This is a genomic window from Enterobacter cloacae complex sp. SHL021, assembly GCF_049237765.1.
Taxonomy (GTDB): domain Bacteria; phylum Pseudomonadota; class Gammaproteobacteria; order Enterobacterales; family Enterobacteriaceae; genus Enterobacter; species Enterobacter cloacae.
In genome coordinates, this window is record NZ_JBMKJG010000027.1 from 1 (window position 1) to 23731 (window position 23731).

The following is a 23731-nucleotide window of genomic DNA, read 5'->3' on the forward strand; positions in this document are numbered from 1 at the left end:
CTGGGCGAAATGCGCCTGGTAAGCAGAGTTTTTGAAATGTAAGGCCTTTGAATAAGACAAAAGGCTGCCTCATCGCTAACTTTGCAACAGTGCCGCCTTGCGCGCCGCAGGTGTCGAACGGGACAATATCTATGATGATCTTGCTTCCGGCGGTCGTGATGATCGCCCTGGCTTGACTGCCTGCCTCAAGTCATTGCGTGACGGCGATGTGCTGGTGGTCTGGAAGCTCGATCGCCTCGGACGATCGCTTGCCCATCTGGTCAACACGGTGAAGGAGCTGTCAGACCGCAAGATCGGCCTGCGGGTTCTGACTGGAAAGGGCGCTCAGATCGACACCACGACTGCGTCCGGTCGCATGGTGTTCGGAATCTTCGCCACCTTGGCCGAGTTCGAGCGGGATCTGATCCGAGAGCGCACCATGGCGGGTCTCGCCTCCGCGAGAGCGCGCGGTCGCAAGGGCGGACGAAAATTCGCGCTCACCAAAGCTCAGGTGCGTCTCGCGCAAGCCGCCATGGCCCAGCGCGATACTTCAGTTTCCGATCTCTGCAAGGAACTCGGCATCGAGCGCGTCACTCTCTACCGATATGTCGGTCCCAAAGGCGAGCTCAGAGACCATGGAAAGCATGTTCTCGGACTTACGTAGTGGACTTGCCTCGGTTTCGTTCCGGTCTTTTTGAGAGCATTATTTGTTATCAAGGAGACCATATATGTCATTAAAGCATAGTGATGAATTTAAGCGTGATGCAGTTCGCATAGCACTCACTAGTGGCTTAACACGCCGTCAAGTTGCGTCAGATTTAAGTATTGGGCTTTCCACGCTTGGGAAATGGATCGCATCAATTTCCGATGAAACTAAAATTCCTACCCAAGACACTGATCTTCTGCGTGAGAATGAACGTTTACGCAAAGAGAACCGTATCCTTCGGGAGGAGAGGGAGATATTAAAAAAGGCAGCAATATTTTTCGCAGTACAAAAGCTGTGAGATTTCAGTTTATTACGGATTACCGTGGCTCTCTCTCACGTTCACGCATATGTCGTTTGATGGGCGTAACAGATCGTGGTTTACGTGCATGGAAACGCCGTCCTCCATCACTGCGCCAGCGTCGTGATCTTATACTTCTAGCGCATATACGTGAGCAGCATCGGTTGTGTTTGGGGAGCTATGGTAGGCCGCGTATGACAGAAGAGTTGAAAGCGCTGGGCCTGCAGGTTGGGCAGCGTCGGGTTGGACGTTTGATGCGCCAGAATAACATTACAGTTGTTCGAACGCGTAAATTCAAACGGACAACGGATAGTCATCATACCTTCAACATTGCACCGAACCTATTAAAACAAGACTTTAGCGCAAGCGCACCCAACCAGAAATGGGCAGGCGATATCACTTATGTTTGGACCAGAGAAGGATGGGTCTATCTTGCTGTTATCCTTGACCTGTATTCCCGTCGCGTGATTGGCTGGGCAACAGGTGAGCGATTAAAGCAGGATCTTGCATTAAGGGCACTGAATATGGCGTTGGCTTTACGCAAACCACCACCGGGTTGTATTCAACACACAGACCGTGGGAGCCAATATTGCGCTCATGAATATCAAAAGCTACTGCTCAAACATCAATTGCTGCCGTCCATGAGCGGGAAAGGCAATTGTTTTGATAACTCCGCAGTAGAAAGCTTCTTTAAATCATTAAAGGCTGAGTTGATTTGGCGCAGACACTGGCAAACAAGGCGAGATATTGAGATTGCAATCTTCGAATATATAAATGGCTTTTATAATCCACGCCGAAGACATTCAACACTCGGCTGGAAATCGCCGGTGGCATTTGAGAAAAAAGCCGCTTAAAATGAGAGATAGACCGGAACACAACCGGTGCAAGTCCATAGCAACTCGTTTCTTTTCGCAGGTTGAGCCACCTCCGCGCTTCATCAGAAAACTGAAGGAACCTCCATTGAATCGAACTAATATTTTTTTTGGTGAATCGCATTCTGACTGGTTGCCTGTCAGAGGCGGAGAATCTGGTGATTTTGTTTTTCGACGTGGTGACGGGCATGCCTTCGCGAAAATCGCACCTGCTTCCCGCCGCGGTGAGCTCGCTGGAGAGCGTGACCGCCTCATTTGGCTCAAAGGTCGAGGTGTGGCTTGCCCCGAGGTGATCAACTGGCAGGAGGAACAGGAGGGTGCATGCTTGGTGATAACGGCAATTCCGGGAGTACCGGCGGCTGATCTGTCTGGAGCGGATTTGCTCAAAGCGTGGCCGTCAATGGGGCAGCAACTTGGCGCTGTTCACAGCCTATCGGTTGATCAATGTCCGTTTGAGCGCAGGCTGTCGCGAATGTTCGGACGCGCCGTTGATGTGGTGTCCCGCAATGCCGTCAATCCCGACTTCTTACCGGACGAGGACAAGAGTACGCCGCAGCTCGATCTTTTGGCTCGTGTCGAACGAGAGCTACCGGTGCGGCTCGACCAAGAGCGCACCGATATGGTTGTTTGCCATGGTGATCCCTGCATGCCGAACTTCATGGTGGACCCTAAAACTCTTCAATGCACGGGTCTGATCGACCTTGGGCGGCTCGGAACAGCAGATCGCTATGCCGATTTGGCACTCATGATTGCTAACGCCGAAGAGAACTGGGCAGCGCCAGATGAAGCAGAGCGCGCCTTCGCTGTCCTATTCAATGTATTGGGGATCGAAGCCCCCGACCGCGAACGCCTTGCCTTCTATCTGCGATTGGACCCTCTGACTTGGGGTTGATGTTCATGCCGCCTGTTTTTCCTGCTCATTGGCACGTTTCGCAACCTGTTCTCATTGCGGACACCTTTTCCAGCCTCGTTTGGAAAGTTTCATTGCCAGACGGGACTCCTGCAATCGTCAAGGGATTGAAACCTATAGAAGACATTGCTGATGAACTGCGCGGGGCCGACTATCTGGTATGGCGCAATGGGAGGGGAGCAGTCCGGTTGCTCGGTCGTGAGAACAATCTGATGTTGCTCGAATATGCCGGGGAGCGAATGCTCTCTCACATCGTTGCCGAGCACGGCGACTACCAGGCGACCGAAATTGCAGCGGAACTAATGGCGAAGCTGTATGCCGCATCTGAGGAACCCCTGCCTTCTGCCCTTCTCCCGATCCGGGATCGCTTTGCAGCTTTGTTTCAGCGGGCGCGCGATGATCAAAACGCAGGTTGTCAAACTGACTACGTCCACGCGGCGATTATAGCCGATCAAATGATGAGCAATGCCTCGGAACTGCGTGGGCTACATGGCGATCTGCATCATGAAAACATCATGTTCTCCAGTCGCGGCTGGCTGGTGATAGATCCCGTCGGTCTGGTCGGTGAAGTGGGCTTTGGCGCCGCCAATATGTTCTACGATCCGGCTGACAGAGACGACCTTTGTCTCGATCCTAGACGCATTGCACAGATGGCGGACGCATTCTCTCGTGCGCTGGACGTCGATCCGCGTCGCCTGCTCGACCAGGCGTACGCTTATGGGTGCCTTTCCGCAGCTTGGAACGCGGATGGAGAAGAGGAGCAACGCGATCTAGCTATCGCGGCCGCGATCAAGCAGGTGCGACAGACGTCATACTAGATATCAAGCGACTTCTCCTATCCCCTGGGAACACATCAATCTTACCGGAGAATATCGTTGGCCAAAGCCTTAGCGTAGGATTTCGCCCTCTCCCGCAAACGACCCCCAAAAGGGGGCGACATCGATGCCATGGCCCTGTTGTCTCAGATCCACTTTACTCAGGGCGATTACGCTCAGGCTAAAGCGCTGGCACAGCAGGCCACGATTGCGGGCAGCAAGCGTGGCGCCATTATGCTGGCACGCGTCCTGGTGAATACCCAGGGTGGCAAAACAGACTACCCGCAGGCCATCAAACTGCTGCAGACGGCCACTGAAGATATCGACAACGACTCAGCGGTAGATGCGCAAATGCTGCTGGGTCTGATTTATGCCAACGGTGTAGAAGTGGCCCAGGACGATGCTCTGGCGGCATCGTGGTTTAAGCGCAGCTCGTCTCTGTCACGCACTGGCTATGCCGAATACTGGGCAGGGATGCTGTTCCAGCAGGGCGAGAAAGGCTTTATCACGCCCAATAAACAGAAGGCGCTCTACTGGTTGAACCTGAGCTGTACGGAAGGGTTTGATACGGGATGTGAAGAGTTTGATGCGTTGAGCGGAGAATAACGTGCCGGGTGGCGGCTTCGCCTTACCCGGCCTACAAAACCCGTAGGCCCGGTAAGCGCAGCGCCACCGGGCTTAGGATGTTACTGGTCAGCCGTCTTATCAAAACGACCCAGCACCTCGCGTTCATACGCCAGCGCTTTTTTACGGTCGAACTTGTGTTCCCACTTGGCGATAACCAGCACCGCCAGCGCGTTTCCAACCACGTTCAGCGCCGTACGCGCCATATCGAGGATACGGTCAACACCGGCGATAAACGCCAGGCCTTCCAGCGGAATACCGACACTGCCAAGCGTCGCCAGCAGCACCACGAAGGAGACACCCGGCACGCCCGCGATCCCTTTTGAGGTCACCATCAGCGTCAGCACCAGCACAATTTCCTGCCACAGCGACAGATCAATGCCGTACAGCTGGGCAATAAAGATGGCTGCGATGCTCTGGTACAGCGTCGAGCCGTCCAGGTTAAAGGAGTAGCCGGTTGGCACCACGAAGCTGGTGATAGAAGCCGGAGCACCATAGGCCTCCATCTTCTCAATAATACGCGGCAGCACGCTTTCAGAACTGGCTGTGGAGTACGCCAGAATCAGCTCATCTTTCAGAATGCGGATCAGGATCCAGATGCTCAGCCCACACAGGCGCGCCACAATGCCCAGTACCACCAGCGCGAAGAACAGGATGGCGAAATGCACCAGAATTACCAGCTTCGCCAGCGGCCACAGGGAGGCAAAACCGAAGTTCGCCACGGTTACCGCGATAAGCGCAAACACCCCAACCGGCGCGTAACGCATCACCATGTGGGTCACTTTAAACATGGTTTCAGATATGGAGCGGAACACGGTAACCAGCGGTTCACGATGCGTAGCAGGCAGAGAGGAAAGACCCAGACCAAAAAGCACCGAGAAGAAGATGATTGGCAGCATCTCGCCCTTCGCCATCGACGCCACAATGTTAGTCGGCACCAGCGACAGGATGGTGCCCATCAGGCCGTGCGCATGGCTCTGCACTTCAGCGGTCGTACTTTGGTATTTCGAAATATCCACCGTCGCGAGTTGCGACATATCGATCCCGGAACCTGGCTGGAAGACATTCGCCAGGGTAATGCCAAGGATGATGGCAATCGTCGTGATCACTTCGAAATAGAGAATGGTTTTTGCACCGATGCGGCCCAGCTGTTTTGCATCACCGACTCCGGCAATACCGACCACCAGCGTCGAGATGACAATCGGCACTACGATCATTTTGATCAAATGAATAAAGATATCGCCCGCCGGGGAGAGCAAGTTCGCAATCAGCCACTCGCGGCTGTCGCTGTGATAATGGAGATAGCTACCCAGCAGGATACCCAGCACAAGGGCCAGCAGGATTTGCCAGGCCAGGCTGACTTTAACGTTTTTCATAGAAACTGACTTCCTCAATGAAGCGCCCTATTCATGCAGACTGCATGAATATGGAGACATACTGAAAGGGTATGAATTGTGTTGCGTTGGTTTATGGGATTTTTTAACGCGGCGTATGAGTATCATCTGCGCGGTGTGTTGCGCAAGCCTTAAAGAACAACGCATTTCACTACGAAAAGCCGTTATGACGCGAGTTTACGATAATTCTTATAAATAACCATTTGTTATAAAAACGATTTTTTAGGCGCAAATGTGAATAATCCGTCCGGTAAATTATTTTTCTTCAAAGTTTCATTCGCTCATTTTTCATACGCTTCAAACAATGCGTGATCTGCCGCCCAAATAATAAACAAAGCTTGTAAAGCCCCTACTATTAACGTTTTTGCGACATATTATTAACATCTTACAAGGAGAAAAAAAGCCATGAGCCAAATACACAAACACGACATTCCCGCTAACATTGCGGACCGTTGCCTGATCAACCCGGAGCAGTACCACGAGAAGTATCAGCAATCTGTCTCTGATCCTGACGCTTTCTGGGGCGAGCAGGGCCATATTCTTGACTGGATCAAACCTTACCAGAAGGTGAAGAACACCTCCTTTGCGCCGGGTAACGTTTCTATTAAATGGTATGAAGACGGCACGCTAAACCTTGCGGCGAACTGCCTCGATCGCCACCTTGCCGAACGCGGTAACGAAACGGCCATTATCTGGGAAGGCGACGACGCCTCTCAGAGCAAACATATCTCTTATAAAGAGCTGCACCGCGACGTGTGCCGCTTCGCTAACGTGCTGCTGGACCAGGGCATTAAAAAAGGCGATGTGGTCGCCATCTATATGCCGATGGTGCCGGAAGCGGCGGTGGCGATGCTGGCCTGCGCGCGCATCGGCGCGATCCATTCCGTTATCTTTGGCGGGTTCTCGCCGGAAGCGGTTGCCGGGCGTATTGTCGACTCGAGTTCGAAACTGGTGATCACCGCTGATGAAGGCGTGCGCGCCGGGCGCGGTATTCCTCTGAAGAAAAATGTCGACGAAGCGCTGAAAAACCCGAACGTCAAAACCGTCAGCAACGTTATCGTCCTTAAGCGTACCGGTGGCAAGATCGACTGGAATGAAGGGCGTGACCTGTGGTGGAGCGACCTGATTGAAAAAGCAAGCGACCAGCATCAACCGCAAGAGATGAACGCGGAAGATCCGCTGTTTATCCTCTATACCTCCGGCTCCACCGGCAAACCGAAAGGCGTACTGCATACCACCGGTGGCTATCTGGTCTATGCAGCCACCACCTTTAAATACGTTTTCGACTACCATCCGGGCGATATCTACTGGTGCACCGCCGACGTGGGCTGGGTCACCGGTCACAGCTATCTGCTGTACGGCCCGCTGGCCTGCGGTGCAACAACGCTGATGTTTGAAGGTGTACCAAACTGGCCAACCCCGGCGCGGATGTGCCAGGTGGTCGATAAGCACCAGGTCAACATTCTGTACACCGCGCCAACGGCGATCCGTGCGCTGATGGCGGAAGGGGATAAAGCGATAGAAGGCACTGACCGCTCTTCCCTGCGCATCCTCGGCTCCGTCGGCGAGCCTATCAACCCGGAAGCCTGGGAGTGGTACTGGAAGAAGATCGGCAACGAAAAATGCCCGGTAATGGACACCTGGTGGCAGACCGAAACCGGTGGGTTCATGATCACCCCAATGCCAGGTGCGACCCGCTTAAAAGCCGGTTCAGCGACCCAACCGTTCTTCGGCGTCCAGCCTGCGCTGGTGGATAACGAAGGCAATCCGCTGGATGGTGCCACCGAAGGCAACCTGGTGATCGTCGATTCCTGGCCGGGCCAGGCACGTACGCTCTTTGGCGACCACGAACGCTTCGAGCAGACCTACTTCTCAACCTTTAAAAACATGTACTTCAGCGGTGACGGCGCGCGTCGCGACGAGGATGGCTATTACTGGATCACCGGGCGCGTGGACGATGTGCTGAACGTCTCCGGCCACCGTCTGGGCACCGCGGAGATTGAATCCGCGCTGGTATCGCATCCGAAGATTGCCGAAGCCGCCGTTGTGGGGATCCCGCACAACATTAAAGGCCAGGCGATTTACGCCTACGTGACGCTGAACCACGGTGAAGAGCCATCGCCAGAACTGTATGCCGACGTGCGCAACTGGGTCCGCAAAGAGATTGGCCCGCTTGCCACGCCGGATGTACTGCACTGGACTGACTCGCTGCCGAAAACTCGTTCCGGCAAAATTATGCGCCGTATCTTGCGCAAAATTGCGGCAGGGGACACCAGCAACCTTGGTGATACCTCAACGCTCGCCGATCCGGGCGTGGTGGAAAAACTGCTCGAAGAGAAGCAGTCCATCACAATGCCTTCGTAACCTTTTCTCCCTCTCCCTGTGGGAGAGGGCCGGGGTGAGGGCATCAGACCGCACCTTCCTCCCCTCACCCTAACCCTCTCCCCATAGGGGAGAGGGGATAAAACAAACCAACCTTACTTCTGGAGAACTCTGTGATGAATAACGATATTTGTCAGCAGATAGAGAATAGTGCGCACTACAGGGAGCTCGTTGATAAACGGCAACGGTTTGCCTTCTTACTTTCCATCATCATGCTGATTATCTACGTCGGCTTTATTCTGCTTATCGCCTTTGCCCCGCACTGGCTGGGTACGCCGCTGCATGAGGGCACCAGCGTCACACGGGGCATCCCGATTGGCATTGGCGTGATTGTGATTTCGTTTGTGCTGACCGGCGTCTACGTCTGGCGCGCGAACGGCGAATTCGATCGTCTTAATAAAGCGGTACTGCGTGAGGTAAAAGCATCATGAAGAGAGTCCTGACGGCGCTTGCCGCCACACTTCCCTTTGCGGCACACGCCGCAGATGCCATTACCGGCGAGGTTCAGCGCCAGCCAACCAACTGGCAGGCGATTATCATGTTCCTGATTTTCGTGGTGCTGACGCTGTATATCACCTGGTGGGCGTCGAAACGCGTCCGTTCCCGTAATGATTACTACACTGCGGGCGGTAATATTACCGGTTTCCAGAACGGGCTGGCGATTGCGGGCGACTTTATGTCTGCCGCGTCTTTCCTTGGGATCTCCGCGCTGGTGTACACCTCCGGCTACGATGGTCTGATCTACTCTCTCGGCTTCCTGGTGGGCTGGCCGATCATTTTGTTCCTGATCGCCGAACGCTTGCGCAACCTGGGGCGTTTCACCTTTGCTGACGTGGCTTCGTATCGCCTGAAGCAGGGTCCGATTCGTATTCTCTCCGCCTGCGGTTCGCTGGTGGTGGTGGCGCTGTATCTGATCGCCCAGATGGTTGGCGCAGGCAAACTGATCGAACTTCTGTTCGGCCTGAACTACCACGTCGCGGTGGTGCTGGTGGGTGTGCTGATGGTGATGTACGTCCTGTTTGGCGGCATGCTGGCAACCACCTGGGTGCAAATTATCAAAGCGGTTCTGTTGCTGTTCGGTGCGAGCTTCATGGCCTTTATGGTGATGAAACACGTCGGCTTTAGCTTCAACAACCTGTTTACCGAAGCAATGGCTGTCCACCCGAAAGGGGAAGCGATCATGAGCCCGGGCGGGCTGGTGAAAGACCCGATATCCGCGCTTTCACTCGGTCTGGGTCTGATGTTTGGTACCGCAGGCTTGCCACATATCCTGATGCGTTTCTTCACCGTGAGCGATGCCCGCGAAGCGCGCAAGAGCGTCTTCTACGCCACCGGGTTTATGGGTTACTTCTACATACTGACCTTTATCATCGGTTTTGGCGCCATCATGCTGGTGGGAGCGAACCCGGCATTTAAAGACGCGGCGGGCGCGCTGATTGGCGGGAACAACATGGCGGCAGTGCATCTGGCGGATGCGGTAGGCGGCAATCTGTTCCTCGGCTTTATCTCAGCCGTGGCCTTTGCCACCATCCTTGCCGTGGTGGCCGGGCTTACGCTTGCCGGAGCATCTGCGGTGTCGCATGACCTGTACGCGAACGTGTTCCGCAAAGGCGCAACCGAGCGTGAAGAGCTCAAAGTCTCCAAAATCACCGTACTGATTCTGGGTGTGGTGGCGATCCTGCTGGGGATCCTCTTCGAGAAGCAGAACATTGCCTTCATGGTGGGGCTGGCCTTCTCAATTGCGGCGAGCTGTAACTTCCCTATCATCCTGCTCTCCATGTACTGGTCTAAACTGACCACCCGTGGCGCAATGGTAGGCGGCTGGCTGGGGCTGCTGACCGCGGTGATTCTGATGATCCTCGGCCCGACGATTTGGGTGCAGATCCTCGGTCACGAAAAGGCGCTCTTCCCGTATGAGTACCCGGCGCTGTTCTCAATCGCCGTGGCGTTTATCGGTATCTGGATCTTCTCTGCAACCGACAACTCGCCGGAGGGGAACCTGGAGCGTGAGAAATTCCGCGCCCAGTTTATCCGCTCGCAAACCGGCCTGGGCGTGGAACAAGGCCGCGCACACTGAGTCTTGATCCCCGGCCTTCGGGCCGGGGAGTTCAGAACATCACCCACGCCACCAGCGGCGCAATCAGCACCATCAACACGCCGGAAAGCATCATCACCAGGCTTGCTACAACCCCCTCCTGCTGACCCAACTCATAAGAGCGTGCCGTTCCCGCGCCGTGTGACGCCGCGCCAAATCCCGCCCCTTTTGCCAACCCTTCACGGATAGAAAGCCGCAGAAATAGCATGTCGCCTACCGCCATACCGAAGACACCGGTGACAACCACGAACAGCGCCACCAGATCTGGCTGTCCGCCGAGCGGTTTAGCGGCTGCCAGCGCAAATGGCGTCGTCACCGAGCGCACGGCCAGGCTACGCTGAATTTCATCGGGCAGCGTAAACAGCCGCGCCAGCCAGACGGAGCTACAGACCGCCACCACCGTGGCGGTAATCACCCCCGCGCTGAGCGACATCCAGTGACGTTTAATGATATTCAGGTTGTCGTACACCGGTACCGCAAAGGCGATGGTGGCTGGCCCCAGTAGCCACAGCAACCAGTGGGATTCACCAATGTAGTTTTGCCAGGAGATATGGCCAAAAACCAGCATCAGCACCAGCAGGATCGGCGTGAAGACCAGCGGCATCAGCGGCAGCGCGTGAAAGCGGCGATACAGGCGCTTGTTGGCAAAGTAGATAACCAGCGTGGCAATCAGGCACAGCACGCTTATCTGGAAGTTAGTCATGTTTTTGCCTGCGGATCTCGAAGCGATAAACCTTGTCCACCACCCAGGCGGTGGCGCCCAGCACCATCAGCGTGCTCAGGGCGATGACCGCGAAGATCCGCCAGCCGTCCACCATCAGCAGTTGCGCATAGTTCACCACTGCCACCACGGCAGGAACAAAGAACAGCAACATCTCTGCCAGCAGCCAGCGCGCGCCGGCACGCACCCAACTAAGGGGGATAACGCGGCAGAGAATGAGCGTCAGCATCAACACCATCCCCACCAGGTTGGCAGGCAGCGGCAGATGCAGCCAGCCGACAAGATATTCCGCAAAAACAAACAGTCCCGCGTAGAGCAGTACCTGAACCGGTACCTGGAGTCGTTGCACAACGGCAGGCGTAACACGGCTTAACGCCACGGCCATGGGGGTTTTCCTCAAAAATGAGACGAGGCGCCAGTATAGTGAGCGCACGGTATGGACTGAAATGAATTAAAATCATCGAAGGTATAGTTTCGAGGAATAATCATGGACATAAGAACGCTGCGCTATTTTGTCGAAGTGGTTCGCCAGCAGAGTTTTACCCGCGCAGCGGAGAAGTTATTTGTTACCCAGCCCACCATCAGCAAAATGCTGAAAAACCTCGAAGATGAACTCAACTGTACCCTGCTGATCCGCGACGGACGCAAGCTGTTGCTTACCGATACCGGGCGCGTGGTGTTTGAACGTGGCCTGGCGATCCTGGCCGAGTTTCGTCAGCTGGAAGCGGAGCTAGACGATATTAACCACCTGACCAAAGGGGTGCTGCGCCTTGGTATTCCGCCGATGGTCGGGATGATGATGGCCGGGCCGATTAGCCTGTTTCGCCAGCGTTACCCCGGCGTTGAACTCAAAATTTCGGAGTTTGGTGGATTAACCGTCCAGCAGGCCGTAACCAACGGCGAGCTGGACGTCGCCATGACAGCCCTCCCCGTTGAGGAAGAGAGCGGTCTGGCGACGCTTCCGCTCTTTAGCCATCCGCTGTGCGTGCTGGTTCCCCGCTCCGGCGACTGGCTGAAGCGAGATTCAGTGAAACCTGAACTGCTCGGTGAATACCCTCTGCTGATCTACAACGAAGATTTCGCCCTCAGCCGCCAGCTGATGACGCTGTTTAATCAACATAGCGTGAAGCCGCGCATTGCGGTGCGCAGCGGCCAGTGGGATTTCCTGGCAGCGATGGTGCAGGCAGGCGTGGGGATTGCCATTCTGCCGCAGCCGATTTGCGAGCGTCTGGATAAAAACACGCTGCGCTGGATCCCACTCGAAAGCGATTTGCACTGGCAGCTGGGGATGATCTGGCGAGAAGGGATATATTTGTCGCACAGCGCCCAGGCGTGGCTGCAATGTTGTGAGGGATTTTGGGTGCCCTCACCCTAACCCTCTCCCACAGGAAGAGGGAACCGATCGAGCACGTAGGCCCGGTAAGCGCAGCGCCACCGGGCAAAAACAGCGTTACTGATTCTCTATCAACAACGCTTCCAGCAGATCCAGATCGTGCAGCAGCTTTTGCAGCGTCTCGTTGCTGATCTGCCGCGTGGCGCGCAGGTGGTACAGCTCGGCACGCTCGGAGCGCAGCGCCGCCAGACGGAACCGGCGCTCCAGGTTCTCCTCCTGCAGCGAGCTTTCTACATCGTTACGCCCGTCAGCCCGGCGACGCAGATTACCAATCACGCGTGAGCTCACCTCCGTCAGCAGCTGATTGTCGATGTTCTCTTCGGCATCGGCGGCCAGGCGCTCTTCCATTTTCTGAATAGCGACAATCGCCACTTCGGCAGTGGCAGCGCGGGCAATCCGCTCCTCTTTATGCTGCTGCGTGGCGTCCCCGGCGTCGATATGCTGCAGCAAAATCGGCAGCATAATCACCCCGACAAACAGTGAGAACAGGATCACGCCCGCCGCCAGGAAGACCAGTTCATAACGCGCCGGGAAGACATCGCCCGTCGGCAACAGCAACGGAATGGAGAGCACACCGGCCAGGGTAATCGCCCCGCGTACCCCCGCAAAGGAGGCAATCAGCAGCTCACGCGTGGTCCACGAACCAAACTCCATCGGCTTTTTCTTCAGGAAGCGCACGCTGAAGTTTTTCATCGTCCACAGCCAGCCGAAGCGCACCAGCATCAGCGCCATGTAGATCAGCACGATGTCGGTAAAGAGCATCCAGACTTCAACGTTCGGATCGGCCTCCGCCGCCACCAGAGAGGATTCCATAATGCCCGGCAGCTGCAGACCCAACAGCAGGAAGACCATGCCGTTAAAGACAAATTCCAGCATTGCCCAGGTGCTGTTTGCACGCAGACGCATGGCCAGCGGCGCGCGGCGCATTACGCCGGAGCGGGTGATGGTCATCCCTGCCGCGACCGCTGCCAGAATGCCCGACACGCCAATATGTTCGGCAATCAGATAGGAGGCAAACGGCAGCAGGAACAGCAGTACGATCTGCGTTGCGGGTTCATCACCGCCCCAGCGGCTGAGGAAGCGCAGCGAGCGGCCATACAGCCAGCTCACCACGAAGCCCGCCAGGATACCGCCAATAGCAACCTTAAAGAATTCCAGGGTCGCGCCACCCACGGTAAAGATCATCGTCCCCATTGCGACGGCCACGGCGAACTTCAGGGCAACCAGACCGGAGGCGTCGTTCATCAGCGCCTCTCCCTGTAAGATGCCCATGATTTTCTTCGGAATCCGCCCTTCACCCACAATGCCGGACAGCGCCACGGCATCGGTTGGCGACAGGACTGCGGCCAGCGCAAAAGCGGGGATTAACGGGATCCCCGGAACCACCCAATAGATCAGGAAACCAATCCCGACCACGGTCACGACGACCAGCGCCAGTGCCAGACCGAAGATCTCGCGCCCATGTTCCAGAAACTCGCGCGTGGGTGTTTTCCAGCCATCAGCAAACAGCAGTGGCGGGATAAACAGCACGAGGAACAGTTCCGGGTCGAACTCAACGTGCAGGCCAAACGTCGGCCACGCCAGCAGCGCGCCGATGGCAATTTGCATTAATGGCAGGGGGACCTGAAAGGGCAGTACGCGTGTAACCACCCCGGATAATGAGACCACAAGGGTCATGATGAGTATTGTGAAAAAGATTTCCATGCGTTCCCTGTTTGCTGTGTTACTTATGTACTACGGAAGGCGTCGTGCCTTTTATTCTATCTTCCCCAGAGTAACGCAAAAGGCAACGGGATGAGTCCTGAAAATAAAAACGGGCGGCCTGAGCCACCCGTTTTCGCATCAAAGGACAATTTAGATTGCCCAGCCGCCCGCGTAGAACACCACCAGCGCAACGGCGATAACCACGGTGCCAATGTTCAGCTTGCGCCACTCACCGGAGACCAGGCGACCAATCACCAGCGACGCGAAGCCGATCATGATGCCGGTCACGATGTTACAGGTCAGCACGATAAATACCGCAGTGATCAGGCCTGACATCGCGTCCACAAAGTCCGCAAAGTCAATTTTCGCCACGTTGCTCAGCATCAGCAGGCCGACGTACATCAGTGCAGGAGCCGTAGCGTAGGCTGGCACCAGGTAAGAGAGCGGCGAGAGGAACAGGATCAGCAGGAACAGCACACCAACGGTAATGGCGGTCAGGCCAGTTTTACCGCCTGCCGCGGTGCCCGCAGCGGACTCGATATAGACCGCAGCCGGAGAAGCGCCTACCAGACCCGAGAAGACGCTGCTCAGGGAGTCGGTGGTCAGCGCTTTGCCACCGTCGATAATCTGACCGTCTTTATCCAGCAGGTTCGCCTGACCGGCCACCGCACGGATGGTACCGGTGGCATCAAACACCGCCGTCATCACCAGCGCCAGCACGCTTGGCAGGATCACCGGGTTCAGCGCGCCGACAATATCCAGGCTGCCAATCAGGGAGTTACCGTTGTCATCGCTCAGTGACGGCATGGCAAAAATACCGGAGAAATGCACGGTCGGATCGAAAATCAGGCCAACAATGGACACACCGATAATGGTCAGCAGAATGCCGCCTGGGACTTTCAGTTTTTCCAGACCAATAATCACCGCCAGGCCAATCAGGGACATGATCACCGGGAAGCTGGCGAAGTGACCCAGCGCCACCGGCAGACCGTCCAGCGGGTTCTTAATGACCAGACCCACGCCATTGGCGGCAATCAGCAGCAGGAACAGCCCGATACCGATACCGGTGCCGTGTGCTACGCCGTGCGGCAGGTTGCGCAAAATCCAGCTACGAATACCGGTTGCCGAGATAATGGTGAACAGCACGCCCATCAGGAAGACGGCGCCCAGGGCAACCGGTACGCTGATGTGTTGGCCCAGCACCAGGCTAAACGCGGTGAAGGCGGTCAAGGAAATGGCACAGCCAATCGCCATCGGCAGATTCGCCCACAGCCCCATTACGATGGAGCCAACACCGGCGACAAGACAGGTTGCAACAAAGACCGCTGCCGGTGGGAAGCCTGCTTTACCGAGCATGCCCGGCACAACGATGACGGAGTACACCATTGCCAGAAACGTTGTCAGACCGGCAACGATTTCCTGGCGCACGGTGCTGCCGCGAGCAGAAATTTTAAAGATGGCGTCAAGTGAACCGCCGGTACGCGCGGATGGCGTAGACATAGAAAACATCCCCTGAGAGTTTTTATAGAAAGTCCGTAAGCGTGGTGGAGACTCCACTGCCAGCAAAACGTCAAATCCTTGTGCTGCGTTTGCGACGAAAAGGGGCGTCACAAAAAAAGCAAACGTTTAGCTCCGCGCTTACAAAACGGGTGGTCAAATTTAGGCAAACGATTATCCAGCCTAATCACCGCCCTTTTCAACTGAACTTTCTCGTTTTTCGCTAAATTTCCCTTATGACGATGAAGAAATAAGCAGAGGATGCGCAAACGTTATCGTTTATGCGCAATGGGGTTACAAATTACGCCTCGCCAGGGATCGTTAACGGCCCACCTTGTTCCAGGGTTCTCTGCCAGGCAGGACGATTTTCGACCTTTTTCTTCCAGGCATGGGTGTGCGGAAGATCCTCGACACCGCCGCGTGCCAGCAGAGCAAAAATCGGGAAACTCATCTGAATATCGGCCATGCTGAGAGTCTCTCCGGCAAACCAGCTATTTTCAGCCAGGTGAGATTCAATAAAACGCGCGTGGGTTTCGAGCTGGGGGTTGAGATAGGCTTTTTGCACGCCCTGACCCAGCGCTTTCCCCAGCGTTCGTATCCCAAACGGCACGGGCGGTTTACCGAAGCTGCTAAATACCAGCTTCATTAACAGCAGCGGCATAAGAGAACCTTCTGCATAGTGTAGCCAAAAGCGGTATTGCACCTTGTGGGCAGGATCCAGCGGCTTAAGCTGCGATTCTGCGTCGTAGGTTTCTTGCAGATACTCCAGAATGGCACCGGATTCAGCAAGGATCAGCCCGTTGTCTTCAATGACCGGTGACTTGCCCAACGGATGCACGCGTTTAAGGGACTCGGGAGCCAGCATCGTTTTTTCGCGCTGGTAGTGAACAATCTCATAGGGCAGAGAAAGTTCTTCCAGAGCCCAGATCACGCGGTGTGAGCGCGACTGGTTAAGGTGATGTACCGTGAGCATAGTGGTCTCCTGTTATTCATACTTTTTAACTATAGAAAATTGAACAACACCGCGAAAAATATTCGCCAAAAAAGCGGCCCCGGTGACTGGCGAAAAAGCGGCCCTTACATAGAATTAAAGTGTCAGCACAAACCGGAACCTCCTCAACCAGCTCGACATGAGGGGTGCTGATGTCGGGGGAAACCCTCCCGTGAGCCAGCGGGATAGAGAGAAAGACAAAGACCGGAAAAAACTAAAGCGCCCTTATGTGGCGCTTTAGTTCTTTATTATGCTTTTTGCTGGATGGCGCTTCGCCACCCGGCAAACAGATCTCAATCCTCTTCCAGCAGCCGCGCCCCCGTCCCCTGTTCGCCCAGTTTGTCACCGGGGTTGCGTAACGGGCAATCGCTGCGCGACAAACAACCGCAACCGATGCACCCGTCCAGTTCGTCACGCAGCGCCACCAGCGTATGAATACGCCGGTCCAGCTCCTCACGCCACTGGGATGACAGCTCTTTCCACTCTTTCGGGCTCAGCGTATGGCCTTCCGGTAACACGCCGAACGCTTCACCGATGGTGGCCAGGGGAATTCCGATTCGTTGCGCAATTTTAATAATCGCCACGTAGCGGAGCACGTCACGGGTGTAGCGCCGCTGGTTTCCGGCGTTACGGATGCTTTTGATTAACCCTTTACTTTCATAGAAGTGGAGCGCCGATACTGCCACACCGCTTCGCTTAGCCACTTCACCCGGGGTCAAAAGCGCTTTTATTCTCGGCAATCTCTTTTCCATAAAACCTCTTTACCTCAAGTTAACTTGAGGAATTATACTCCCCCACAGAGAAAACGACGAATCAACCAGGAAAGTTGTATCTACAGAGGGCAACCTTATGTCGCATCAGCAAATTATTCAGACACTTATTGAATGGATTGATGAACATATCGACCAACCGTTGAACATTGATGTGGTCGCGAAAAAGTCGGGCTATTCGAAATGGTATTTACAGAGAATGTTCCGGACCGTAATGCACCAGACGCTGGGTGAGTACATTCGTCAGCGCAGGTTACTGCTGGCGGCGCAGGCGTTACGCTCTACGCAGCGGCCTATTTTTGATATCGCGATGGATCTGGGGTATGTGTCGCAACAAACCTTTTCCCGCGTGTTTCGCCGCGAGTTTGACCGCACGCCAAGCGATTACCGTCACCAGTTGAATTAAGGTTTATCAGTGCAAAGGTTGCTGCTGCCAGGTCATAAACTCCTGGGGCGGCATCGCTTTCGCGAAGTGCCATCCCTGACAGAACTGTACGCCGCGCTTCAACAACCAGCTTACCTGCTCGGCAGTTTCTACCCCTTCCGCAATGGTTTTGAGCCGCAGGCTCTGCGCCATCTCGATAATATGCTCGGCGATAAGATGGCTGGTGCTGTTGGTGGTTAGGGTGTCGATAAAGGATTTGTCGATTTTCAGAATATCGACATTCAGCGAGTAGAGATTATGCAGGTTCGAGTAACCTGTACCAAAATCGTCGATTGCCACTTCATAACCCGCCTGACGAAAAGCCTGGATAACCGGCGTAGTTTTCGGCACATCAATAAATCCGCGCTCCGTCACTTCGATTTTGATCTGCTGCGCACGCACGGCATAGTGCCGCGCTTTGTCGGATATCATGGCGATCAGCCGCGAAGAGTGAAAATCCGTCGCCGACAGGTTGATCGAAATATAGAGGTCAGGATGCGCGGCCAGGAAATGGCCCAGATCGCTGAAGACCTCTTCTACAACATAATCCGTGATGCGTTCACTCATCCCCTCTTTTTCCGCCAGCGGGATGAATTCCGCCGGGCTCATGACAGGCCCGTTAAAACCAGGCCAGCGTAACAACGCCTCTGCCCCCACGCACTGATTATTCTTGATATCGATGATTGGCTGATAATGGACACAAAGCTGACGTTTATTCAGCGCCCGATGCAGCAATCGTCCTGGGGAGTTCAGCTCACGGTGGGTGCGCGACCAGACCAGCAAAATAATGATGCTACAGATCATTCCCAGCGGCAGCGTCAACGTCGCCTGATGGTAGAGCGTTTCATAGAAGCGTTTATTCGACGTTGAAACGATGGCGGCAATCGGACGTTTATCCGATTTTACCACCGTATAAAAACGGTCATCTTTTTGAAATACCACGTCCTTATCCCGAATCATCGAGTTTAATAAAGAAACGTTGGCTTTCTGACTGACGGAAAAGAAGGCATTCGTTACCGTATCGTACACGCCCCATGAGAGAGAGTGATCGGTGGACATCACTTCACTGTACGAGAGCGGATTAACCACCACGACATAATTCCCGCGCTGCATATATGTCATTTTATAGCCAGTGAAAAATGGCGTATCACGGTAATAATAGATAGCGATATCGGGTTTACGGATGTAATTAGCGGGGGAGATCGCATAAGGATGATCCGGGGTAAAAATGGATGAACAACGAAAATTCTGGCCTTCGGCATAAATTAAATCAGCGATGAACAGACGGCCGCGAACCACGTTCAACATATATTGCCGATGTGACGGCGTACAAACTTTACCCTGATATTTTTCCGCTTCGGCCCGGGCCAGATCAACCTGTTCAATAACCAGTTCAGTTTTGTCTAAAGCCAGTTCAGCAAATGTGCGTAACTGCGCGCTTGTTTCCGACACCGCTCTTAGCTGGGCAAACCATAGCGCAAGCATCACCGGCAGCATAACTACCATGATGATCCCTACCACTCTGAGCATCTTGCGCCGCGCGCTACGATTCATTTCCCGCCCTATATCCCTGCATGTTGTACGCCTGTAGTAATGAAGGCCGGATGCTTTGATAAACAGGTGATTACGTTGCATGAATCATGCGAAGTTAGCAACTGACTTTTAGTATTAAAAATCTTAAATTTCGTTATGACGATAATATTTGTCCGTAAGCTAAACTAAAAGTATTCGTTCCGTTTCTATTAAGGAAAATATTTATCCAGCCTGAACGGGGGGATTGAAGATAACGCAACAGAGGATCGTTGATTAAGCCAAACTTCTGGCAGCATGAAAAAAGTACAACATCAACATGACGTTTTATACTATTTGCGCGGATGTAATTTGATCAATGTTTTATAAACGTTCGGCTATTACCACATTATTTCCAGGATCAGCAGAGAATAAGGCTTCATTTATAAAAAGGCATCGCTGGGAACGCCGTTGCCCTCCTCCGCTCGTTCGAAGGAGGTTGCTCCCGGCACGTGGTGGGTTCGCATCCGCCGATGTCGAAGGCAACCCCATCCTGCCGCCTCTCTTTTTCAACGTAATAAAATCCCCAATCTGCTCGCACAGGCACTGGCGAATAAATCAACAAATGTGATATAGTTCACACATATCATGTAACGAGAAACACTGTTTCATTCAGTTCGTCTGTTTTGGAGAGGATGGGTTTTATGGCAACCATTACGACCAGCATGGTTCTCCTGCGCTGGCCTTTGTTGAGTGCGGTACTGATGTTTTTAGCCAGCACGCTGAACATTCAGTTTCGTAAATCTGACTACGCGGGTCTTGCGGTCATCAGTACGCTGTTAGGACTGGGCGCGGCTTGCTGGTTTGCAACGGGTCTGCTTGGTATCACCCTGCTGGATATTGCCGCCGTCTGGGAAAATATTAAAGTAGTGATGGTTGAGGCAATGAGCCATACGCCACCAGACTGGCCGATGGTAATTACCTGATACCTGACTGAATAAAAAACCCAGACCGATGTCTGGGTTTTTTTATTTTGCATATCCGTGAATCAGAACGGAATGTCGTCGTCGAAGTCCATTGGTGGTTCGTTAGACGGTGCCGGAGCGGACTGCTGCTGCGGACGAGACTGCGCGCCGCCGCTGAACTGGTTGCCGCCCTGTGGCTGCTGAGGCTGGCCCCAACCGCCCTGCTGCTGGCCACCACCTGCTGGTGCGCCGCCGCCCTGACGGCCACCCAGCATCTGCATGGTGCCGCCAACGTTTACCACCACTTCAGTGGTGTACTTTTCCTGACCGGATTGATCGGTCCATTTGCGGGTACGCAGCTGGCCTTCAATATACACCTGAGAGCCTTTACGCAGATACTCACCGGCCACTTCTGCCAGTTTGCCAAACAGCACAACGCGGTGCCATTCGGTCTGCTCTTTCATCTCACCGGTTGCTTTGTCACGCCAGGATTCGGAAGTAGCCAGCGTAATGTTGGCAACTGCGCCACCACTCGGCATGTAGCGTACTTCCGGGTCCTGGCCCAGATTACCGACGAGAATCACCTTGTTTACGCCTCTGCTGGCCATGTTCGTGTCTCCTGAATACGTTTCTTAATAGTGTAAACGCGCGAGTGTACCATTTCCACGCGTCAATTTGCATAGTTGCGTGGCGGGTTCAGAAATCTCTCGCGAACTCGGCATTGTTACACAGCTAATCAGAAAATGCATTCCAATACTGTATATTCAAACAGGTTAAATTGTGTCATAATTAGCCGTTTCTGACAGCCGTTTGTCCTTCAAACAAACCAGGCAATCCGTGTTCCAACCGGGAAAGGTGAATGGATAAGATCGAAGTTCGGGGCGCCCGCACCCACAATCTCAAGAATATCAACCTCATAATCCCTCGCGACAAACTCATCGTCGTGACCGGGCTTTCGGGGTCTGGCAAATCCTCACTGGCTTTCGACACTCTGTATGCCGAAGGACAGCGCCGTTACGTTGAATCACTCTCTGCGTATGCGCGCCAGTTCCTGTCATTGATGGAAAAACCGGATGTAGACCATATCGAGGGGCTTTCGCCTGCTATCTCTATTGAGCAGAAGTCCACCTCCCACAACCCGCGTTCAACGGTCGGTACCATTACCGAAATTCATGACTACCTGCGTCTGCTGTATGCCCGCGTAGGAGAGCCGCGCTGCCCGGATCACGACGTGCCGCTGGCGGCGCAGACCGTGAGCCAGATGGTGGATAACGTGCTGTCGCAGCCAGAAGGCAAACGCCTGATGCTGCTTGCCCCAATCATTAAAGAGCGTAAGGGCGAGCACACCAAAACGCTGGAAAACCTGGCAAGCCAGGGGTATATCCGCGCCCGTATCGACGGCGAGGTGTGTGACCTGTCCGATCCCCCGAAGCTGGAGCTGCAGAAAAAACACACCATCGAAGTGGTGATTGACCGCTTTAAAGTGCGTGACGATCTGGCGACCCGTCTGGCGGAATCCTTTGAAACCGCGCTGGAACTCTCTGGCGGTACGGCGGTGGTCTCCGATATGGACGACCCGAACGCGGAAGAACTGCTCTTCTCCGCCAACTTTGCCTGCCCGATTTGCGGCTACAGCATGCGTGAGCTGGAGCCACGTCTGTTCTCCTTTAACAACCCGGCGGGAGCCTGCCCGACGTGCGACGGCCTGGGCGTACAGCAGTATTTTGACCCGGACCGCGTGATCCAGAATCCTGAACTGTCGCTGGCTGGCGGTGCGATCCGTGGCTGGGATAAGCGTAACTTTTACTACTTCCAGATGCTTAAATCGCTGGCAGAGCACTACAAGTTCGACGTGGAGGCGCCGTGGGCCAGCCTGAGCCCGAACGTGCACAAAGTGATCCTGTTCGGTTCCGGTAAAGAGAACATCGAGTTCAAATACATGAACGATCGCGGCGATACCTCCGTGCGTCGCCACCCGTTCGAAGGGGTGCTGCACAACATGGAGCGCCGCTACAAAGAGACCGAATCCAGCGCGGTGCGCGAGGAGCTGGCGAAGTTCATCAGCAACCGCTCCTGCGCCACCTGTGAGGGCACGCGTCTGCGTCGCGAAGCGCGCCACGTGTTTGTCGAAAACACGGCGTTGCCGACCATCTCAGACATGAGCATCGGTCACGCAATGGACTTCTTCAACAACCTGAAGCTCTCCGGCCAGCGTGCGAAGATTGCCGAAAAAGTGCTGAAAGAGATCGGCGACCGTCTGAAATTCCTGGTGAACGTCGGCCTGAACTACCTGACGCTTTCCCGCTCCGCAGAGACGCTGTCCGGCGGTGAAGCCCAGCGTATCCGTCTGGCCAGCCAGATTGGCGCGGGCCTGGTGGGCGTCATGTATGTCCTGGACGAACCGTCCATCGGCCTGCACCAGCGCGACAACGAGCGTCTGCTCGGAACGCTTATTCATCTGCGTAACCTCGGCAACACGGTGATTGTGGTCGAGCACGACGAAGATGCGATCCGTGCTGCCGACCATGTGATCGACATCGGCCCGGGCGCGGGCGTGCACGGCGGCCAGGTGGTCGCGGAAGGCACCCTGAAAGACATCATGGCGGTGCCAGAGTCGTTAACCGGCCAGTACATGAGCGGCAAGCGCAAAATTGAAGTGCCGAAACAGCGCGTGGCGGCGAACCCGGAAAAAGTGCTTAAGCTCACCGGCGCTCGCGGCAACAACCTGAAAGACGTGACGCTGACGCTGCCCGTCGGGCTGTTTACCTGTATCACCGGCGTATCCGGTTCCGGTAAGTCGACGCTGATCAACGATACGCTGTTCCCGATTGCGCAGACGGCGCTGAACGGCGCGACGCTGGCCGAACCTGCACCGTACCGCGACATTCAGGGGCTGGAACATTTCGATAAAGTTATCGACATCGACCAAAGCCCGATTGGCCGTACGCCGCGTTCCAACCCGGCGACCTATACCGGCGTCTTCACGCCCGTCCGTGAACTCTTCGCCGGTGTACCGGAAGCGCGTTCGCGCGGCTACACGCCAGGACGTTTCAGCTTTAACGTTCGCGGCGGCCGCTGTGAAGCCTGTCAGGGCGACGGCGTGATCAAGGTTGAGATGCACTTCCTGCCGGATATCTACGTGCCGTGCGACCAGTGCAAAGGCAAACGCTATAACCGTGAAACGCTGGAGATTAAGTACAAAGGCAAGACCATCCACGAAGTGCTGGACATGACCATCGAAGAGGCGCGCGAGTTCTTTGATGCCGTGCCTGCGCTGGCGCGTAAGCTGCAGACGCTGATGGACGTAGGCCTGACCTACATTCGTCTGGGGCAGTCAGCGACCACGCTCTCTGGAGGTGAAGCGCAGCGCGTGAAGCTGGCGCGTGAGTTGTCCAAACGCGGTACCGGGCAGACGCTGTACATTCTCGATGAGCCGACCACCGGTCTGCACTTTGCGGATATCCAGCAGTTGCTCGACGTTCTGCATCAGCTTCGCGATCAGGGCAACACCATTGTGGTCATTGAGCACAACCTGGACGTGATTAAAACCGCGGACTGGATTGTCGATCTCGGCCCGGAAGGCGGCAGCGGCGGCGGTGAAATCCTCGTCTCCGGTACGCCAGAGACCGTTGCAGAGTGCGAAGCCTCGCACACCGCGCGCTTCCTTAAACCGTTGCTGTAA

General features: G+C 54.9%; 20 protein-coding genes and 1 pseudogene. 12 read left to right on the forward strand and 9 right to left on the reverse strand.

Annotated elements, in window-relative coordinates; genetic code table 11:
* The first annotated feature begins 97 nt into the window (after positions 1 to 97).
* From ACOTZF_RS21605 to ACOTZF_RS21625, 5 genes and pseudogenes are all read left to right on the forward strand, one after another.
* Complete coding sequence (locus tag ACOTZF_RS21605; protein ID WP_011013294.1) at positions 98 to 643, forward strand: recombinase family protein; 546 nt, start codon at positions 98 to 100, stop codon at positions 641 to 643.
* A gap of 64 nt (positions 644 to 707) precedes the next feature.
* A protein-coding gene (locus tag ACOTZF_RS21610; protein WP_421636201.1) for an IS3-like element IS1133 family transposase occupies positions 708 to 1837 on the forward strand; the annotation gives its coding sequence in 2 pieces (ribosomal slippage) (positions 708 to 954 and positions 954 to 1837; 1131 coding nt in all).
* Positions 1838 to 1943: 106 nt separating this feature from the next.
* Entirely contained in the window at positions 1944 to 2747 is an 804-nt protein-coding gene (aph(3'')-Ib, locus tag ACOTZF_RS21615) for an aminoglycoside O-phosphotransferase APH(3'')-Ib (RefSeq protein WP_001082319.1), read from the forward strand.
* Positions 2747 to 3583: an aminoglycoside O-phosphotransferase APH(6)-Id gene (locus ACOTZF_RS21620; protein WP_000480968.1), complete on the forward strand. Its 837-nt coding sequence runs from the start codon at positions 2747 to 2749 to the stop codon at positions 3581 to 3583. Before aph(3'')-Ib ends, ACOTZF_RS21620 begins: the two co-directional genes overlap by 1 nt.
* A 105-nt stretch (positions 3584 to 3688) precedes the next feature.
* Positions 3689 to 4186: pseudogene (locus ACOTZF_RS21625) on the forward strand (tetratricopeptide repeat protein); the annotation flags it as partial.
* An 80-nt stretch (positions 4187 to 4266) separates the two neighbouring features.
* On the opposite strand, the gene gltP reads toward ACOTZF_RS21625, so the two are convergent.
* Entirely contained in the window at positions 4267 to 5580 is a 1314-nt protein-coding gene (gene gltP / locus ACOTZF_RS21630) for a glutamate/aspartate:proton symporter GltP (RefSeq protein WP_013095082.1), read from the reverse strand.
* Positions 5581 to 6003: 423 nt separating this feature from the next.
* Here gltP and acs point away from each other — a divergent pair, with 423 nt between their 5' ends.
* The 3 genes from acs (at position 6004) to actP (ending at position 10057) form a co-directional block, all read left to right on the forward strand.
* Positions 6004 to 7962, forward strand: a complete 1959-nt coding sequence (gene acs, locus ACOTZF_RS21635; RefSeq protein ID WP_038980833.1) for an acetate--CoA ligase — start codon at positions 6004 to 6006, stop codon at positions 7960 to 7962.
* A 134-nt stretch (positions 7963 to 8096) separates the two neighbouring features.
* On the forward strand, positions 8097 to 8411 hold the full coding sequence (locus ACOTZF_RS21640) for a DUF485 domain-containing protein (protein WP_013095080.1): 315 nt from the start codon (positions 8097 to 8099) through the stop codon (positions 8409 to 8411).
* Positions 8408 to 10057, forward strand: coding sequence for a cation/acetate symporter ActP (gene actP / locus ACOTZF_RS21645; protein ID WP_013095079.1), 1650 nt, complete (start codon positions 8408 to 8410; stop codon positions 10055 to 10057). The genes ACOTZF_RS21640 and actP overlap by 4 nt, the downstream gene beginning before the upstream one ends.
* Before the next feature lie 31 nt (positions 10058 to 10088).
* On the opposite strand, the gene ACOTZF_RS21650 is transcribed toward actP, so the two are convergent.
* Complete coding sequence (locus ACOTZF_RS21650; protein WP_013095078.1) at positions 10089 to 10778, reverse strand: LrgB family protein; 690 nt, start codon at positions 10776 to 10778, stop codon at positions 10089 to 10091.
* Complete coding sequence (locus ACOTZF_RS21655) at positions 10771 to 11181, reverse strand: CidA/LrgA family protein (protein WP_020686648.1); 411 nt, start codon at positions 11179 to 11181, stop codon at positions 10771 to 10773. Before ACOTZF_RS21655 ends, ACOTZF_RS21650 begins: the two co-directional genes overlap by 8 nt.
* A gap of 102 nt (positions 11182 to 11283) precedes the next feature.
* Here ACOTZF_RS21655 and ACOTZF_RS21660 point away from each other — a divergent pair, with 102 nt between their 5' ends.
* Positions 11284 to 12171 (forward strand): LysR family transcriptional regulator, encoded by an 888-nt coding sequence (locus ACOTZF_RS21660; protein WP_013095076.1) that lies wholly within the window; start codon positions 11284 to 11286, stop codon positions 12169 to 12171.
* Positions 12172 to 12246: 75 nt separating this feature from the next.
* Here ACOTZF_RS21660 and ACOTZF_RS21665 read toward each other — a convergent pair whose 3' ends face one another.
* From ACOTZF_RS21665 to soxR, 4 genes are all read right to left on the reverse strand, one after another.
* Positions 12247 to 13893 carry a Na+/H+ antiporter gene (locus ACOTZF_RS21665; protein WP_013095075.1) on the reverse strand — a complete coding sequence of 549 codons (1647 nt, stop codon included), beginning with the start codon at positions 13891 to 13893 and terminating at the stop codon, positions 12247 to 12249.
* Positions 13894 to 14043: 150 nt separating this feature from the next.
* Positions 14044 to 15393, reverse strand: coding sequence for a guanine/hypoxanthine transporter GhxP (ghxP, locus tag ACOTZF_RS21670; protein WP_013095074.1), 1350 nt, complete (start codon positions 15391 to 15393; stop codon positions 14044 to 14046).
* Between the two features lie 298 nt (positions 15394 to 15691).
* A complete protein-coding gene (locus tag ACOTZF_RS21675; RefSeq protein WP_038980831.1) occupies positions 15692 to 16363 on the reverse strand; it encodes a glutathione S-transferase family protein in 672 nt (223 codons plus the stop codon).
* Positions 16364 to 16674: 311 nt separating this feature from the next.
* Positions 16675 to 17133, reverse strand: coding sequence for a redox-sensitive transcriptional activator SoxR (gene soxR / locus ACOTZF_RS21680; protein WP_013095072.1), 459 nt, complete (start codon positions 17131 to 17133; stop codon positions 16675 to 16677).
* 97 nt (positions 17134 to 17230) lie between these two features.
* Here soxR and soxS point away from each other — a divergent pair, with 97 nt between their 5' ends.
* Positions 17231 to 17557: a superoxide response transcriptional regulator SoxS gene (gene soxS, locus ACOTZF_RS21685; protein WP_013095071.1), complete on the forward strand. Its 327-nt coding sequence runs from the start codon at positions 17231 to 17233 to the stop codon at positions 17555 to 17557.
* Positions 17558 to 17563: 6 nt separating this feature from the next.
* On the opposite strand, the gene ACOTZF_RS21690 is transcribed toward soxS, so the two are convergent.
* A complete protein-coding gene (locus ACOTZF_RS21690; RefSeq protein WP_129317934.1) occupies positions 17564 to 19129 on the reverse strand; it encodes an EAL domain-containing protein in 1566 nt (521 codons plus the stop codon).
* A gap of 659 nt (positions 19130 to 19788) precedes the next feature.
* Here ACOTZF_RS21690 and ACOTZF_RS21695 point away from each other — a divergent pair.
* Positions 19789 to 20070 (forward strand): YjcB family protein, encoded by a 282-nt coding sequence (locus ACOTZF_RS21695; RefSeq protein ID WP_008503385.1) that lies wholly within the window; start codon positions 19789 to 19791, stop codon positions 20068 to 20070.
* Positions 20071 to 20132: 62 nt separating this feature from the next.
* Here ACOTZF_RS21695 and ssb1 read toward each other — a convergent pair whose 3' ends face one another.
* Entirely contained in the window at positions 20133 to 20657 is a 525-nt protein-coding gene (gene ssb1, locus ACOTZF_RS21700) for a single-stranded DNA-binding protein SSB1 (protein ID WP_003860284.1), read from the reverse strand.
* Positions 20658 to 20908: 251 nt separating this feature from the next.
* On the opposite strand from ssb1, the gene uvrA reads away from it, so the two are divergent.
* Positions 20909 to 23731 (forward strand): excinuclease ABC subunit UvrA, encoded by a 2823-nt coding sequence (gene uvrA, locus ACOTZF_RS21705; protein ID WP_013095069.1) that lies wholly within the window; start codon positions 20909 to 20911, stop codon positions 23729 to 23731.